The sequence below is a fragment of the Erwinia billingiae Eb661 genome (assembly GCF_000196615.1).
Taxonomy (GTDB): Bacteria; Pseudomonadota; Gammaproteobacteria; order Enterobacterales; family Enterobacteriaceae; genus Erwinia; species Erwinia billingiae.
Genome location: NC_014306.1, coordinates 2,008,621 through 2,025,799 on the forward strand (window position 1 = coordinate 2,008,621; position 17,179 = coordinate 2,025,799).

The 17,179-nt window shown below is 56.4% G+C and carries 7 protein-coding genes; 3 read left to right on the forward strand and 4 right to left on the reverse strand.

Annotated features, from left to right (window positions below; all coding sequences use genetic code 11):
- Positions 1-122: 122 nt before the first annotated feature.
- The 4 genes from EBC_RS10790 to ychF form a co-directional block, all read right to left on the reverse strand.
- Positions 123-9,098: a hemagglutinin repeat-containing protein gene (locus EBC_RS10790; RefSeq protein WP_013201819.1), complete on the reverse strand. Its 8,976-nt coding sequence runs from the start codon at positions 9,096-9,098 to the stop codon at positions 123-125.
- 9 nt (positions 9,099-9,107) lie between these two features.
- Entirely contained in the window at positions 9,108-9,563 is a 456-nt protein-coding gene (locus EBC_RS10795) for a toxin-activating lysine-acyltransferase (RefSeq protein ID WP_081461033.1), read from the reverse strand.
- A 73-nt stretch (positions 9,564-9,636) separates the two neighbouring features.
- The gene (locus tag EBC_RS10800; protein WP_013201821.1) at positions 9,637-11,322 is read right to left on the reverse strand and encodes a ShlB/FhaC/HecB family hemolysin secretion/activation protein; all 1,686 of its coding nucleotides are present in this window, start codon (positions 11,320-11,322) and stop codon (positions 9,637-9,639) included.
- A gap of 512 nt (positions 11,323-11,834) precedes the next feature.
- Entirely contained in the window at positions 11,835-12,926 is a 1,092-nt protein-coding gene (gene ychF / locus EBC_RS10805) for a redox-regulated ATPase YchF (RefSeq protein WP_013201822.1), read from the reverse strand.
- Between the two features lie 353 nt (positions 12,927-13,279).
- Between ychF and EBC_RS10810 the strand changes: the two genes are divergently transcribed.
- From EBC_RS10810 to EBC_RS10820, 3 genes are all read left to right on the forward strand, one after another.
- Entirely contained in the window at positions 13,280-14,761 is a 1,482-nt protein-coding gene (locus EBC_RS10810; RefSeq protein WP_013201823.1) for a SulP family inorganic anion transporter, read from the forward strand.
- 249 nt (positions 14,762-15,010) lie between these two features.
- Positions 15,011-16,219 carry a tetratricopeptide repeat protein gene (locus tag EBC_RS10815; RefSeq protein ID WP_013201824.1) on the forward strand — a complete coding sequence of 403 codons (1,209 nt, stop codon included), beginning with the start codon at positions 15,011-15,013 and terminating at the stop codon, positions 16,217-16,219.
- Between the two features lie 340 nt (positions 16,220-16,559).
- Complete coding sequence (locus EBC_RS10820) at positions 16,560-17,177, forward strand: response regulator transcription factor (protein WP_013201825.1); 618 nt, start codon at positions 16,560-16,562, stop codon at positions 17,175-17,177.
- The last annotated feature ends 2 nt before the right edge of the window (positions 17,178-17,179 follow it).

The following is a 17,179-nucleotide window of genomic DNA, read 5'->3' on the forward strand; positions in this document are numbered from 1 at the left end:
AACTGAATGGAAAAAAACCTTTTTCAAAATAGGTAATAGAGGATCCAAGTAGCACTGATATAATATCGAAAAATAAAAATAGCATCAGACACATGAATATTAATTTGATTAATAAGAAAAAGTTACTTTTTATTGTCATTTTTTTCCTTCCCATCCAAATTATCTTTTACAAAGTTTCCTGTTTTTTCACTGAGATAGCTACCACCAATCGCACCTGTTAAATCAGAAACAGTTTCTTCCGCAACTTTTGAAGTGACACCTTTTATGATAGTGCCGCCTATACCTCCAGCGATAGTACCCGCTCCGGCACCTGCCATAGAGTTAGTCGGATCTTCCCCTTTAATCCCACTGCCTATAGCTGCACCGCCCATATTGATCCCAGCTGATACACCTATACCTTTTCCTGTTGTCGCGGCGGCTGTTACTCCTGCCATAATCATATCCACATAACTGAATGAGTCATTACCGCTAAGCTGAACCCCGGCATTCACACCTGTTCCTACCACCGCATTCAGCGCCATTCCTTCCCTGATGGTATTACCCAACACGCTGCTTCCAAATATCAGGGCAGAGTCACCAATACTGGCGTTCGATTTATGGTAGCCCCAGGTATTCATTATCGACTGAGCTTTGCTCATCGCTTCAGAGTCTGGATTCCGTTTTATATAATTCTGGTCCGATAGCAGGCCTTTTACCAGCTCCTGTGACACCGCCGTGCCATATGCCTGTTCCATTTCTGAGGCATATACCCGCAGATAACCGGCCAGCTCAGCCCGCTCTGTGCTGTTCATTTGTGCAGGGTCTTTAGTGAATTTGGAGACCAGCGCATCACTGCGTTTATCGGCATTTTCCAGCTGGATCAGTTCATTAGCGGCGGCTAAAGACCTGTCGCCCTGTTTGATTTTCTCCACAACTTTCTCTAGTTTTTCGGAAGAGGTTGCACCAAGTAGATTATTGGCCACGGTGGTCTGTCCGGCCTGTGCTGCAACAACAACATCTGCCGTGCCGTTGCCGGCTAACCCCCCGGCCAGACCTGCCGCCAGGGTGGCCAGTGCGCTCACCGTCTGCTTCTCGCTCTCACTCAGTTCGCTGACCGGTTTCCCGTAGGCGTTCAGGGCAATCATTCCGGCCATTTCTGCCGTGGCCGCACCCGCTGCACCGACCAGGGGGTTGTTACCCTGCGCCGCTGCCAGAGCTGCATTGACCGCCGCATGGGCCAGCACCTTACCGCTGTCATCCAGTCCGCTGCTGCCGATAACCCCGGCGATATACGGCGCGGAACCGCCCGCAATAGCCTTCGCAAGGTCTCCGCCCGCCAGCCCCTGTACCGCCGCTGTTGCCGCCTGGATAGCCTGCTGAACTTTACCGCCGGTGCCGAACCCGCTTTCGCTAAACGCCTTATTATAGAAGTTCTGATACGCCTGGCCGCTGATGTCGTCCGCCGTTGGCGTTTTGCCTGGATTAGCTTTGCTCCAGTCCTCCTTCGCCGCCTGAAGCTGTTCCGGCGTCACATCCTTCATTTTATCAGTCGCCGCTTTTGTGGCTTCAATCTGTCCCTGCGTGCGGGCAATATCACCCACCTGATTGCCAATCTGGCCAATCAGCTGCGCTTCCTTCAGACGGTTCTGCTCTTTCTCTTTATCGAAGATTTGTCCCAGGCCCGGATTGGCGTTCTCCACGTCGCGGCTCAGGTCGGCCACGTCCTGTTTCTGCGCGTGCTGGTCGCGAATAACAATCGTGCCATCCGATACCGCTGCTTTGGTGGTGCTGTCCGCGCTGCCCGAGTTGTTAATCCCGATCAGCAGGCCGTTGGCCATGTTCCCGGCAAACTGGTTGCCGATGCTGCCGCCGGTGCTGATGCCCACGCTCTGGTGCTGAACCTTATATTCAGCCTCGTTTTTTATGTCGCTCCAGCCCAGCGTGCCGGTATCCAGCCTGTTAAGGGATGCATCCGCCGTCGAACCAATAACCGCGCCGTTCAGCTGCGTATGTTCACCCACCGTGATATCGAAGCCGCCTTTGCCCGCCAGCAGCCCGGTCTGCTCCTGCACCGACTGATAGTCGCTGTTCATCTTATCCTTGCTCATGTTGATGCTGGCCGAGCCGGTCATCGAGCCAAAGTTAAAGCTGGCACCCGCGCTGGTATTTTTCTGCTGTGCGTCGTAGGTCGCGCTGTCCTGTTCACTGGTCAGCGTCAGGTTGCGACCGACATCCGCTTTAATGGATTCGCCGCTCACCTGTGCGCCGGTGAGGGTGGTATCGCGTCCGCTGACCAGCGTCACGCGATTACCGGCCGTAACCTGCGTTTCATTGTGGACAAGGCTGTCGCTGTTCTCGTGCCCGCTGCCTTTGTTGATGCTCGCAGAGACGTTGATGCCCCAGCCGCCAGAACCCGCACCGATGCCCACGCCCACCGAGCCGCCGCTGGACGAGTTGGTGCCGCGTGAGCGTTCAGTGTCCTGGCTGGAGGTCAGGTTGATGTCGCGGCTGGCGTTCAGCAGCACGTCATTGCCCGCTTGCAGCTGGCTGCCCTGCACGTTGATGTCGCCACTGCTGGCGATGACGTTAAGGTTATTACCGGCGGTGAGGGTGCTGCCCTGATGCGTTTTCTGCGTCAGGTTAGTTTCAGACTTCGACTGCTGGCTGCCGTAGGAAAGGCTGATGCCAATGGCGTTGTCCTGACTTGCAGCGCCTGGCTGCGTTGCCTGCGCGGCCTGTACCCCAAACAATGCTGCCTGCACGCCTTTCAGCGCCTGCAGCCGTCCGCTGCTTTCCTCACGCGAATCTCTTGCGGTGGTGACCGCGGTATTCAGCGCGCTGCCCGCCACGCCTGAGAGTGCCAGCGTCAGACCACTCTGTTTGGTTTCATAGGTATCGCGCTGGCTCAGCCCCTGTTCGGCGGCGCTGACCGTGACATTTTTTCCGGTAAGCGTCAGATCTTTACCGGCGACGGCATCAGAGCCGTGAACCAGCAGATCGTTGCCCGCCTGCATTGTCAGGTTGCGCTGCACGCTGCCCACGGTACTGCCACGCACGCTGTTGGTGTGCGTTGTAGTGGTGGATTTTTGCGAGCTGCTGCCGTAACTCACACCAATGCCGCCGGTGCCGGACAGGCCCGATTTGGTCTCCTGAATCATGCGCGATTCGTCGCGCTGTTCAGCGGCGGTGGTCACGGTCAGATTATTGCCCGCCGCCAGCCGCACATCCTGCGTGCCCACCACGTCGCTGCCTTTCACCAGCAGGTCGTGACCGGCCAGCATCTGTACGCTATCGCCAGACAGCGAGCTGCCGACCGCCGTGCGCGCATCGATGGTGGTGTGCGTCTCGCGGGTAGTTTTGGAGGCGATGCCGCTGGTGCCGCTGGCTTTGGTGTGCTCATCCATCTGCGTGCGGGATTCACCGCTGACGATGCTCAGATCGTTACCTGCGCTTAATGCCAGCTTACCGCCGGCATTGATGCTGGTCGCCGTGGCCAGCAGATTATTGCCTGCGGCCAGATCCACGTTGCCTTTACCGACAATTTCCGTGCCCAGCTGCGTGGATGACGACTGATGGAGCCAGTTGTCGCTGTCAAAATTGAGATTGTCGCGGCTGCCGGTGGTGACGGCGTTCAGGTTCAGATCGCGTCCGGCGATAATCGCCGTATTGCCATTCTCGCTGCTGTTCACCACCTGCGCGGCAGTCAGATTGATGTCGCGTCCGGCCTGCAATGCCAGCGTGCCGTCGCCTTGGTCCACGTAAATACCGGCGATACGATCGAGGCTGGTGCGGGCAAAGTTACCGTCGGCGCTTTCAGCGGTGCGTGTGCCCGTGACGACGTTTATATCACGCCCGGCCAACGCTGCCAGTGCAGAGCTGCCTTTCAGTACGCCGCCGAAATTATTGATATCAGTACGTGCCTGCAGAGCGGTGCTGTCGCCCTGAATCAGCCCGCCAAGGTTATTAATATTTTCGGCCACCACCTGCGTATTGGCGCGCGCATTGATGCGACCGCTATTGTTCAGATCGTCGCTCAGGTTCAGGCTGACGTTTTTCCCGGCCAGCAGCGCGCCGCTGCCGTCTAGGTCGCCCGACTGCACTTTGGCAAACAACTGCGGCACCAGTACCTTTTGCTGGCTGCCGTCGGGCAGGGTGACGCTCTGCGTCACCAGCCACACCATGTCGCCGGTGATCAGGCTCATCTGCTCAGCCGTTAACGCCATGCCCGGCACCAGATTCAGCTGTTTACCGTAGGCGATGCCCGCATCCATCAGCGCTTTGTACTGCGTCTGATCGCTGTCATAACCGTCCAGATAGCGCTGACCGGTCAATGAAATCACCTGCTGGCGGATAAGATTCTGCTCGTAATACGCATCGCCCAGCCGCTTGTGCACGTTGTCAGGATTGGTGACGAACGCCTGCAACATGTAATCCGAGCCGAGCCATTTTTGCGCATTGGTAAAACGGGGATCGGTTTCGACCAGGTAATCACTGCCAGCCGGATGGGTTTTATACAGGCTGTTATCCGGCAGGCGGGTGTTAGGACCTTGAGTGCGGATCACGCTGCCCGCCGCATCGCCTTTCGCGGCGGTATTCACCGGCACTTCAAAGGTTTTACCCGGCGGCAGCAATATCGCGTTGCCGGGATTAAATGCCGCGCCTGCGCTGAGGTCGCCCAGCGAAATATCACCCACGCTACCGCCCGTCCGGTTGTCAATCACCAGACCGCTGCCGCTAATTTGTTGATGCTCCTCTAAGGTGCTGGGTTTTAAGGTAATGCTCTGGATAACGGTGGGCGGGATGTAATCCGCCGTGCTCTTGCCCTGACTGTCGCCGCCTTTATTATGGATGCGCCAGTAATGGAACGCCTTGCCAACGTCACTGATGTGCCGCTCACCGGCCACCTCCACGTTGTCGAGCGTGGCCGCGTTAATCACCAGATTATTACCGGCGATGATCTGGCTCTTGTCGTTCAGTACGTTGCCCGCGTTAATCGTCAGATTTCCGCCCGCAATGATGCGCGCCGGATCGCTGGTTTTGATGCGCGTTTCTTCAACGGTGCGTTCATATTCGTAACGATACCAGTTGTCGTTTTTGTCATTTTGTCGCCCCGGATAATCGGGCGTGAGCACAAAATCGACCTCATCATGCGCGAAACTGACCTCATCGCGACCATAGCGATTGGCATTGCCCGAGACCTGATACTCCTCAATATCTTCACGCGACACTTCGACGATCTCGGTTTCAAAATTGTCGTTAATGTTGTTCAGGCTGCCGACGTTAAGCAGCATGTCGCCCGCAGATTCGAGGGTTGCGCTGTGGTTGTTAACGGTTCCGGCCTGTCCGGTAGCGTGGCCATTGGCATCAATCGCGGCACCCACGCTCATCACGCCTTCGCTGTAAATCAGCGCGTGATCGCGATTGTTCAGCGTGCCGACGCCAAGATCTAAACGCTGACGGGCCGCGATGGTTGCTGCAGTACCATTCTCAGCGAGATTATTGAGCGTGCCTGCCTGGATGCTGAGAAAATCGCCATAGATGCGTCCGGTGCCGATATTACTGACGGTTCGGCCGTTCAGCCGCGTGGAATAACCATCAATCAGGCCGTAGTTGGTCAGGGTGTTGCTGACATCAAGAAGTGTGCTGTCGCCGCTGAGTTCAGCATCCTGCAGGTTAGTCAGATTGATGGCGGTGACGTGCAGCGTTTCACCGGCCTGAATCAGCTTTTCATTGCGGATATCACCGTGACTTGTGAACGTCAGATTGCCGTTGGCCTGCACATTACCCTGATTGGTGAAGCTGTTCACCAGCGTCACCGCCATATTACCCGCGGCCTGCAATGCGCCGCGCAGGTTGGTCAGCGTGCTGGCAACCAGAGTAAAATCGCCTTTGCTGGCGAGCATGCCGTCGGTGTTATCGAGTGCGGCGGTGTTCAACGCCAGATTGCTGCCGGAAATCACCTGGCCTTCATGGTTATTGACTTCGCCACTGCGCAGCGTGAAATCGTCCTGGGCGCTAATCAGACCGCTGGCGTTGTTGAAACGACTGCCTTGCGTATTCCAGTCAAGAATCCCGCCAGCCTGAACGGTGCCATGCTGATTATTCACTGACTGAGTTTGTGCGGTGATGCCGCCGAGCCCGGTGATTTGCCCGAACGGGTTCAGCACCTGCCCGGACGCAAGGCTGATGGCACCGGAGGCCAGTAGCGCGCCGTGCTGATTATCCAGCTCGCCGGTCGCCAGATGCATATTGCCCTGGCTGATTATCCCGCCGGTTGCGCCGCTATTGGTGTTGCTCAGCCGCTGGCCGTGCGTGTCGATACGCAGCGCAGCGCCGCTCTGCATCCGACCGCCGTTGTCGTTTTGCAGTTGTTGCGTGCTGAGCGATAAATCGCCGATCGCGCCGATTTGTCCCAGACGGTTATCGAGATTCGCAGTGGCAAGCGTTGCCGTGCCGCTGCTCATTACCAGCCCGTTGCTGTTCAGCAGCTCGCCGCTCTGCAGCGCCAGCGACTGACCGGCCACCAGATTGCCCTGCTGATTATCAATGCCAGCCGCCGTAATGCTGAGCGCGTTCTGCGCTGCCAGCAGGCCGTGATGGTTAGTGATATCGCCGTTAAACAGGCTTAAATCCTGGGCATTGATCACGCCGTTGCGGTTATCCAGCAGGCCGGAACGAAGCGTCAGTGAACCCAGCGCGATGATGCCGCCGTCAGTGCCGCTGTCGCGGTTAATGAAGGCATCGCCCTGGGTATCAATGCGCGCATCGCCAAGGCTTTGCAGCAGTCCGGTGGTGTTATCAAATGTACCGCTGGTGATGCTGAGCTGTTCAGCGGCGGCAATCGTGCCACGCTGATTGTGCACCGCGCCGCTGCCGAGCTGCAACGTAGTGGTGGTGGCGGTAAGCAGGCCGTCACTGTTGTTCAGACCGTTGCTGGTGACTGAGAGTGTCTGACCGGCATTAATTTTTCCGCTGCTGTTATTCAGCACCTGGCTGGCCAGTTGCGTGTTGCCCGCCACGGCGCTGATGGCTCCCGCTGTGTTATCAAGCGTTCCGGCGTTGACGGTCAGGTTCTGACTGGCCGCCAGCGTGCCGTTGTGGTTATCCAGTTTTTGTGCAATGCGGGTATTCAGCGAACCGGTACCGGCGGCAATAACCTGGCCGTTATGATTGTTCAATGAACCCGCGTTCAGGTTCACATCACCGTTACCGGCGAGTTTGCCGTCGCTGTTGTCCAGCGCCGACGTCACGTTGATATTCATTGCGCCATTGCCGCTCTGCACCATCTCACCCTGACGGTGCGAAAGGGTGCTGGCATCTATACGGATTTGCGCAGCGGCGGTGGTTGCGCCGTCAAAATTGAGCGCATCACCACGCAGCGCTAATCCACCGTTGCTGATCAGGCTGCCCTGACTGCCGTTCAGCGTGGAGGCCTGGATGTTCAGTTGTCCATCACCGGCGTGCTGAATTTTGCCGAATCCGTTATCCAGCACGTCGGTGTTCAGCGTCATGTTGTAGCCGTTGCTGGCAAGGGTGCCGCTATGGTTGTCGATGCCTGCGGCGTGCGACAGCAGCAGGTCGGCGTCACCCAGTTGGCTAATAATTCCCTGGCGATTGGATAGCGCGGGAGCAGTGAGGTTAAGCCTGTCCGCCTGAATTTTGCCGCCGTCATTATTAATGCGCGTATTGCTGCTGGCGCGAAGGTTGTTTTTTGCTTCAAGCGTGGCGCTGCGCGTGGTGACATCGCCGCGACTGGCATTCAGGTTGATATCGCTGGCATAGGTCTGGCTGCCGCTGAGATCGACCGCGCTGCCTTGAGCGCTGAGATTACCCGCCGCGAGGTTACGCCCATTGCTGGTGAGCTGCCCGCGCGTGGTCAGACTCAAATCGCCTTGTGTACCGAGTGCGCCGTCGGCCTTCATCCCTGCGGCCAGCACGCCGCTGCTGGCATTAATGAGTGAACCGGCCTGAATGCGGTTATTGCCTGCGGACGCCAGTACGCCCTGATTACTGACCTCGGAAACGGCCTGAATCTGGCTGTCACGCTGCGCGTAAACCGTGCCGCTGTTGCGAATATCGGCGTTACTGGTCAGCGCAATATCCTGTGCGCCGTTAATGCTGCCGCTGTTTTCAATGCGACCGTCGCTGCTGAGGGTAAAGTTGCCCGCCGTGGCGCCCAGCGAACCGGCGTTGCGCACGCCAACACCCTGTTCAGTGCCAATCAGACGGATTTTACTGGCGTACATGCCGCCCAGCGCCGCCACGTCCAGCGCTATCCGCGGGCGACTTGACGCAGCGGTCTGGCCAGCCGTCAGCATTTCATGCGCCGCATCGACCTGATTGAGACCGGTCGTTACCTTTAGATCGTTGGCCCAGACGCCCGCGTTCACCTTCACGGTGCGGGCAATGATGTCGGTGTAATCCTGGCCGCGTGAATCCAGACCTTTGCCGTTAATGGCGACTTCGCCGCCGCTGACCTGATAGCCGGTCAGGTTGCCGTTGCTCAGCTGCGTCTGGCCGGTGGTCAAGGTGGCGCGGTTGGCGTTGATAAAGCCGCAGCCATCGCAGGTGATACCGGACGGGTTGGCAATCACCACCTGCGCTTTTCTGCCGGCGACTTCCACGTAGCCGTTGAGCTGGCTGGGGTTGCGTGAATTCACCTCGTTGAGGATCACGCTGGCTTCACCGCGCGCCAGCCACGGGTTACCGGTGACCATGCCGCCAAGCTGGGTAGGGGTGTTGCCGTGAGAGTTGTTGAGGATGACACCTTTCTGATCGACATCGAACTGGCTGTAGTTATTGCGTGATACGCCGCCCGCGCCTGGCGTCTGGATGTTGACCTGCGGCGTGCCGTTGGCCGTAGCGATAACGGTGGGTTGCTGGTTACCCGGAGCCTGGCCGTTGGCCACGATCTGCGCCTGAGCGGGCAGCACGGTGACGCAGCCCAGAGCGCTCAGCAGGGCGAAGCGCATCGCGGAGAGCGTACAAGTCTGGCTGGCTTTCTGTTGTATCCGACGCGCGCGCGCCTGTTTGCCTTGCCCGCTGCGGGCGATATCGGCCACAACCATCAGCATGCCGCGCGCTTTGTTGAAAATGATGCGATAGAGAAGTTTGTTCATCTGATGTCCTTATCCGATTTCTGGAAGCGCCACGCTGAGTGGATTTGCCTGCTGCCATTGCCTGGCGGCGGCATGTTTAATGCTCTTTCCATGAAAAAAACGCACCCGCCGACCGCGTTGCTCGCCCTGATGATCTAATGCCCGGCAGCACTGCTCTGGCAGAATCACCTCGCGGGTGAGCTTCTGCAGCGCGCGCACCTCACCAAATGGGGCAATGAAATCGGTGATCCACAGGCGATTGCCGCTGGTCCAGTCTTGTTCTTTCATCATCACTGAAGCGTTCGTGAGATAGCGCCGTTCAGCGTCTTCATCCATCCGCGCCCAGCCGAGGAAGAACACCGGTTTACCGTTTTTCACCGCGATGGCGTACTGCTGCTGTTTAATCAGTGGTAGCAGCAACGTTGGCAGGGTATGGAGCGGCGCATCGCGATGGCGTTCTGAGTGCATCCACAGCCAGACCGCCATGCCCAGCACTTCGGCTCGCGGGTGTCATCAGGCGTGACCCACGGCGCAATCAACCTGTAGCCATTGATTTCCATCAGTAACTCCAGTTGAGGTTGAAGCCCAGCGTCAGGCCGCTGGTTTGATAGCCTGCGGGTTTAGAGAGTGGAATTCCGGCAAACAGGTCATAGCTGGTGCGCAGCGCGTAGCCGCGCAGTCCTACCGCGCCACCGGCCAGATGCTTGCCGATCAGATAATCCTGCCCGCTGTTACGTCCGCTGACTTCGCCATAATCCAGCGCCAGATAGAGTTCCTGCGACGGCAGCGGTGTGGCCCAGCCAATGTCGTTACGGAGATACCAGCCTTCATCGGCGTTCAGCGTGCGCTGGCCGTCAAAACCGCGCACCGACCAGCGGTTGCCAATGGCAAACTGGTCCTGCGGCGTCAGCGGCGTGTTGCTCATCTGGCGCAGATACTGGGTGTTAAAACTGAAGCGCTGGTTGAGGAGTGAGAACGGCACGGCCAGCTGCGCATTCAGCTGGACAATTTTCGACAGGGCGGTGGCTTCCCCCCAATACTCTTCCGGCGCGGGCTGTGCGCCAAACCAGCGGGTGCCGCGCTGATAGCTGACGCCCGCATCCAGCGTCGCGCTACCGAGATAGTGGCGATGTTGCAGACCGAGTTTCCACGCCGAGGTCTGGCGGCGTTGCACTTCAATCTCGGTGTCGTTGATGAAGTTGCGGGTCTCTCGCGTGAGGACGTCGTAGCTTAGCGTCGTTTTCTGGCTGCCGTTGCGGTGCAACACGCGGCTGATATTGGCGTTCAGACTTTTACTCTTGCCGCTGTATTGATAGTCGGTGAACGCCCCGGCCACCGTCTGGTTGTAGCGGTAATCACTGGTGGTGATGCCCGCCAGCCAGTAGCCAAACGGCACCGAATAGCTGCCAGTGAAGTTCTTCGTGCCTTTATCATTGCCGAACTGCAAATCATGGCTCGCCGAAACGTAGAGCATATCGCTCAGCGAAAGGGGGTTATCGACATACAGCGTGAGTCCGCCCTGGTAACGCCCGGTAGACGTCGATCCGGAATCATCGAGCGATGCGCCCAGCCGCCACATTTTGCTCTGGTTCCACTGCACGGTCATCACGCTTTCGCCAGGCGCACTGCCGGGGATCAGCGCCATATCGGCCTGAACGGTAGGCAGGCGTTGCAGGTTTTCCAGTCCCTGCTCGGTATCACGCAGGTCGTAGAGTTGGCCTTCACGCGAGGGCAGTGCGGTGGCTAGCGTGACATAGCGATCGCTGGGATCGGTGCGTGTAATGTGGCTGATTTTTCCGGCCAGCAGCTGGAGCGTCAGCGTGCCACGCGACAAATCCTGCGGCGTTGCCAGCACGCGGCTGGTGACGTAACCGCTGTCGATCATGCGATTCTGCAGTACGCTCATCAGCAGGTTAATCCCCTTTACGCCCAGACAATGCCCCTGGCCCTGATTGGCCAGACGTTGCAATGGAAGCCAGCCCGGAAAGTCATTCAGGCCGTTCAGCGTGATCTGCTGAATCTCAAAACAGGGATTTTCTTGCGGGAAGCTGACGCGCGATGAACTGCTTGCGGGCGCAGGCAGACGGATGTCAGGCGTCGGCGGCTGAAGCTGGGCTTCAATCGCTTTCTGGCGCTGTTGTTGAATAATGTCCTGTTCGCCAGCGGTTGCTATCTGCGGGAATAGGGTGCCGATTGCCAGCGCAAATACGCCAGCGGCAAGCGGTATGCCTGCTTTCTCTTCCATGAGTGTGTTCCGTAATTATGGTCGTTCCTGACTAATGTTTATACTTTACCTGTATATTTTGTGATTTCAATATTCACTGTGAAATTTTTATATATTTAAAATATAAGAAATTTCCTACAAGATTCTGAGGTTTTTTCTTAAGGAATTAGATCAATCAGAATAGAAATAATATGAATTGGGAATTGTTTGTTACTGATGTGTGACTTTATCTACACCTGATTTCTGTTTCATAGCCTGTACACCATGAGGGGCTCTCAATATAAATAGCGGAGGTAATAAGGCCTGCCCTTTAATAATTAATTCAGCTTGGAATTAATAAGATCTGCTTTTGTTCCTGAGCTGCCACAGTCCAATGAAGTGAGAAGTACTCACTTGCATACTCAATGTTGACTACGCTTCTGCGAAACCATTTCAGACTCTATGAAATGAAAAATCCACGCAATTGCGTGGATTTTATAATTTTTGCGATTCTTATGAGATTCAATCAAATCTCATGAGACCACAATAACGATTTAGACGTTGAACAGGAAGTTCATCACGTCGCCATCTTTAACGATGTACTCTTTACCTTCTGAGCGCATCTTGCCGGCTTCTTTCGCGCCTTGCTCACCCTTGCAGGCGATAAAGTCATCGAAGGCGATAGTCTGGGCGCGGATAAAGCCTTTCTCGAAGTCGGTGTGGATCTTACCGGCGGCCTGTGGTGCGGTGGCACCGACCGGGATGGTCCAGGCACGCACTTCCTTCACGCCCGCGGTGAAGTAGGTCTGCAGGTTCAGCAGCGAGTAACCGGCGCGGATCACGCGGTTCAGACCTGGCTCTTCAATACCCAGCTCGGCCATAAACTCTTCGCGATCGGCATCTTCCAGCTCGGCAATATCAGACTCAACGGCGGCACACACGGGCACCACCACGGAACCTTCTGCTTCGGCAATCGCACGCACGATGTCGAGGTACGGGTTATTTTCAAAACCGTCTTCGTTCACGTTGGCGATATACATGGTTGGCTTCAGGGTCAGGAAGCTCAGGTAGCGGATGGCGGCTTTATCTTCGTCGCTCAGATCCAGCGCGCGCAGCATGCCGGCTTTTTCCAGATGCGGCAGACATTTTTCCAGTGCGGCCTGTTCAGCTTTGGCGTCTTTATCGCCGCCCTTGGCTTTCTTCTGCACGCGCTGCAGAGCACGTTCGCAGGTATCAAGGTCGGAAAGCGCCAGCTCGGTATTGATGGTTTCAATATCGTCAGCCGGATCCACTTTGTTGTTCACGTGGATAATGTTGTCGTTTTCAAAGCAGCGCACCACGTGGCCGATCGCTTCGGTTTCGCGGATGTTGGTCAGGAACTGGTTACCCAGGCCTTCGCCTTTCGACGCGCCTTTTACCAGGCCAGCGATATCCACGAATTCCATGGTGGTTGGCAGGATGCGCTGTGGCTTAACGATGGCCGCCAGCTGATCCAGACGGGAGTCAGGCATTGGCACCACGCCGGTATTCGGCTCAATGGTACAGAACGGGAAGTTAGCTGCTTCGATGCCCGCTTTGGTTAACGCATTGAACAGGGTGGATTTCCCGACGTTTGGCAGGCCCACAATACCGCATTTGAATCCCATGTTTGAATCACCTTAATTGCTTGATAACCAATGAGCCAGACAACTCACCGGTGTTATTAGTTGGTTACTGCTAAAAGTTAGCGCGCATTATACACGGAATTATGCGGCAAATGACGTTGATTTATGTCCAGCGGTTCAGGTTTAGGGTTGAGATCTGCCTCACAATTCCCGATACTGACCTAACTTTACAGCTGACGGAGAACGCCGCAGATGCATCGCTTGCTGCTTACGCCACCTTAAGACTTCCCTTGCCAGCAACGCCTGTTGCGCCACTCGTCTTTCTGACGAGCCTCTTTGCGCCCGTTGTTCCGCGGTGCAGGATTTCACCTGAATAATGATAACTGGAAATTTTAATGTTTAATCTGAGCAAGCTCAGGGCGAGTGACGTCAAAAACGACGTGCTGGCCGGTGCCGTGGTGTCTGTTGCGCTGATCCCGGAAGCGACGGCATTTTCTCTGCTGGCCGGGCTGTCGCCGACCATCGGTCTGCATACCGCCTTCATTCTCGGGCTGGTCACCGCCTTCTTCGGCGGCAAGCCGGGGATGATCTCCGGCGCGGCCGGGTCGATCATCGTGGTGCTGATCAGCCTGATTACCCAACACGGCTACGAGTACGTGCTGCTGGCGACTATTCTGGCCGGGCTGATCCAGCTGGCGATTGGCGTGCTGCGACTCGGTAAGTTTATCCGTCTGGTGCCGCAACCGGCGATATATGGCTTCGTTAACGGCCTGGCGATTGTGATTATGCTGGCCCAGTTCCCAATGATTAAAGGGCAGGGGCCGGTGATGTATGCGCTGGTGGCGCTGGCGATGCTGATCGTCTGGCTGTTCCCAAAACTGACCAAAGCCATTCCCGGTTCGCTGGCGGCGCTGATTGCCATCAGTGCGATTGCCATTGGTTTTGGCCTGGATACCAAGCGCGTTGGCGACCTGGCGAATATCTCCGGATCACTGCCATCCTTCCATCTGCCGACCGCGCCATTAACCTGGGACACCCTGAAGATCGTGCTGCCGTATGCGGTGGTGATTGCGCTGGTGGGGCTGATTGAGTCGCTGCTGACGCTGGCGGTGCTGGATGAGATGGGCAGTAAAAAGGGCGCGGGCAACCAGGAGTGCGTGGCGCAGGGCATCGGCAACACCATCTGCGGCTTTTTCGGCAGCTTCGCGGGCTGTGCGATGATCGGTCAGTCAATTATCAACTTCACCTCCGGCGGGCGCGGACGCATCTCCAACCTGGTCGGTGCGGTCCTGCTGATCCTGTTTGTTATTAGCCTGTCCGACTATATCGCGCTGCTGCCAGTGGCGGCACTGGCCGGAATTATGTTCGTGGTGTGTATTAACACCTTCGAATGGAGTTCCATCAAGCGGCTGAAGCGCATGCCAAAAGCCGATGCGGTGATCATGATCGCGGTAACGCTGGTGACCATTTTCACCGACCTGGCAATGGCGGTGATCTGCGGGGTGATTATCTCGGCGCTGGTCTTCGCCTGGCAGCATGCGCGCATCACCATTATCGCGCAGTCGGAAAAAGAGGGTGAGAAAACCTACCGTCTGGAAGGGCCGCTGTTCTTTGGCTCCACCGCCAGTTTCCAGGAATTGTTTAATCCGCAACAGGATGCCGACAGTGTGGTGATCGATTTCGCCCGCACCCGGGTGATGGACTCCAGCGGGGTGGAAGCGATCGACAAGCTGACTGCTCGCTATCTTGAGGCCGGCAAGAGCCTGCGTCTGCGCCACCTGAGCGAAGATTGCATCAGCCTGTTGCGCCAGGCCGGGCCATTCTGCAGCCATGAACTGGACGATCCGGATTATAAAGTCGCCAGTAATGATGCCTGAGTTATAAAGGGATTGCCGGGCCACCGGCAATCTTAAAGATTCCAATACGGTCAAAAAAATCCTGACCATCAGGAAAGGTGCGTTAATGCAGCGGCAATTATCGTAAACCCAGGATATTCCAAGACCTGTCTTGTAAAGGAATAAGCAGGTGGCGTTTAAACTATCGGAAATTTCTGGCCTTTATGAGAATAATGTATGCCGCCGCGACTCCCACCCTCAGGGCGCAAGCCTGCCACGCCTTCTGCTGCTATGGTGCAAAAGTGCCAGCTGCTGGCGGCCAATTTTCGTCAGGCGATGGCCGGTCAGGATTATCCGCTGGCCCGTCAGTGCTGCGAGAAAGTGCTGATGATGATGCCGGGCAATATGACGGTGCTCAGCGACCTTGCCCTGACGCTGATGCGCGAAGGGAACTACCGCAAAGCCTATAAAACCTATCAGCGAATTGAAGCCTCTCCGCAGCGTGCGCAGGCATCTGAAACCTGGCTTGATGGCCTGGCAGAAGTGTGCGGCTGGCTGGGTAAAAAAGAGGAGTTGCAGCACTATGGCCATCGATCGCTGCAGGCCGCCGACGAGACGTTTCGTCACGGTCAGCGCTGGCCGCTGCAGCCGGTCAAACCGTTTAACCCACAGGCCCGCGAGAAGAATATTATCGCCTTCAGCCTGTATGGTGCCCAGCCGCGCTATTGCGAAACGCTGGTAAAGAACATCGCGGCAGCGGCCGACCTCTATCCGCACTGGACCTGCCGTGTGTATCTGGACGACAGCGTGCCTGAGCATGTCTGGCAGCGTCTGCGTGACGCCGGTGCTCAGCTGCGCGACATGTCCGGCGATAAGGATATCTTCCCGACGCTGTGGCGCTTTCTGGTAATGGATGACCCGGACGTGGAGCGGTATATCGTGCGCGATGCCGACTCACTGGTCTCCGAACGCGAAGCGGCAGCGGTCGAGGCGTGGCTGGCGTCGCCTTACCATTTCCACCATATGCGCGACTATTTCACCCATACCGAACTGCTGCTGGCCGGGATGTGGGGCGGCGTCAGCGGCGTGTTCCCGCCCGTTGAGCCGCTGATCCATCAGTTTATGGCGAGCTATCAGGGCACCGAGCGTTTTACCGATCAACAGTTCCTCAAAGCGGTGCTGTGGCCGACGGCGCGGGAAAGCATCCTTAACCACGACGATCTGTTTGGCTTCCACCACGCGCAGCCGTGGCCGGCGCATGCGCCGATCCGTTGGAATACCGATGCGTTTCACGTGGGCAGTAATGCGGGCTATTCGCGGGCGGGTGGGGCAAGCACGCTGGCGGATGGGGCGCAGCAAACGGTGGTCCTGATTGTCGGGGCCGGGCGCTATGAATATCAGGCGACGGTGAATCAAGGTGAGTGGTCAATCGCCTTGCCGTTTTTTCTGGTGCAGGATTACCAACAGGGCAGGCTGCGTATTGAAACCCTGAGCCGTTAAGTGAGGCTGAAGAGTAACGTTCACAGGTTTATTCTTTCATTGCGACACTGAATATCAGCCCAGTTCGCTGACTTAATACAAATTATCAGGTCAAATTCAGTGCCAGTGTTTATCGTAATAATGTATTTGCAATAGCTGTCTCACAACGAACAACTTAATTTTCGGCGAAAATTTATTAAAAACCCCCTAATATTTAAGGTTTTTATTAATGTCAGAAAGTTTTTCCCTGCCGTTAACATAAGTAATATCCTACAGTTAAATCTGTATTAAACAGCTATGGTAGCGACCCTCTTCACCCCCCCTTTAGGGTGATTTCGGCAATCCAGGAAATTAAACGCACATGAAGAAAGTGATCATTGTTGACGATCATCCCGTTATCCGCTTTGCGGTAAAAATGCTGCTGGAAAAAAGTGGACTGGAAGTCGTCGCCGAAACGGATAATGGCGTCGATGCGCTGACCAAAGCCCGGGAGCTGGAACCCGATCTGGTGTTACTGGATATTGGGCTGCCGAAAATTGATGGTTTCCAGGTCATAGAGCGCCTGCGGGCGCTGGATATGCCGTTGAAAATCCTCGTGCTTACCTCGCAGGCGAGCGCGCATTTTGCCCTGCGCTGCCAGCAGACCGGTGCCGATGGCTTTGTCACCAAAACCGACGATCTGAGCGAGCTGGTTGACGCCATTAAGCTGGTGATGCGCGGCATCAGCTATTTCCCGCAGTACAACCGTTTTATCGCCCCCACCACGCAGTCCGAGCAGCTGGAACAGCTGTCCGATCGCGAGCTGAGCGTGCTGATGATGCTGGCGAAGGGGATGGGCAATAAGCAGATTGCCGATCAGCTGGTGCTGAGCGAAAAAACCATCAGCACCTATAAACACCGTTTAAAGATCAAGCTCAATGCCGCTACGCTGATTGAGCTGATCGATTTTGCCCGCAACAATAATCTGATTAATGACTAACG

Coding starts and splice junctions, on each gene's coding strand:
- ychF (WP_013201822.1), bottom strand. CDS start 12,926: ATGGGATTCAAATGCGGTATTGTGGGCCTGCCAAACGTCGGGAAATCC.
- EBC_RS10790 (WP_013201819.1), bottom strand. CDS start 9,098: ATGAACAAACTTCTCTATCGCATCATTTTCAACAAAGCGCGCGGCATG.
- EBC_RS10800 (WP_013201821.1), bottom strand. CDS start 11,322: ATGGAAGAGAAAGCAGGCATACCGCTTGCCGCTGGCGTATTTGCGCTG.
- EBC_RS10820 (WP_013201825.1), top strand. CDS start 16,560: ATGAAGAAAGTGATCATTGTTGACGATCATCCCGTTATCCGCTTTGCG.
- EBC_RS10795 (WP_081461033.1), bottom strand. CDS start 9,563: ATGGCGGTCTGGCTGTGGATGCACTCAGAACGCCATCGCGATGCGCCG.
- EBC_RS10815 (WP_013201824.1), top strand. CDS start 15,011: ATGGTGCAAAAGTGCCAGCTGCTGGCGGCCAATTTTCGTCAGGCGATG.
- EBC_RS10810 (WP_013201823.1), top strand. CDS start 13,280: ATGTTTAATCTGAGCAAGCTCAGGGCGAGTGACGTCAAAAACGACGTG.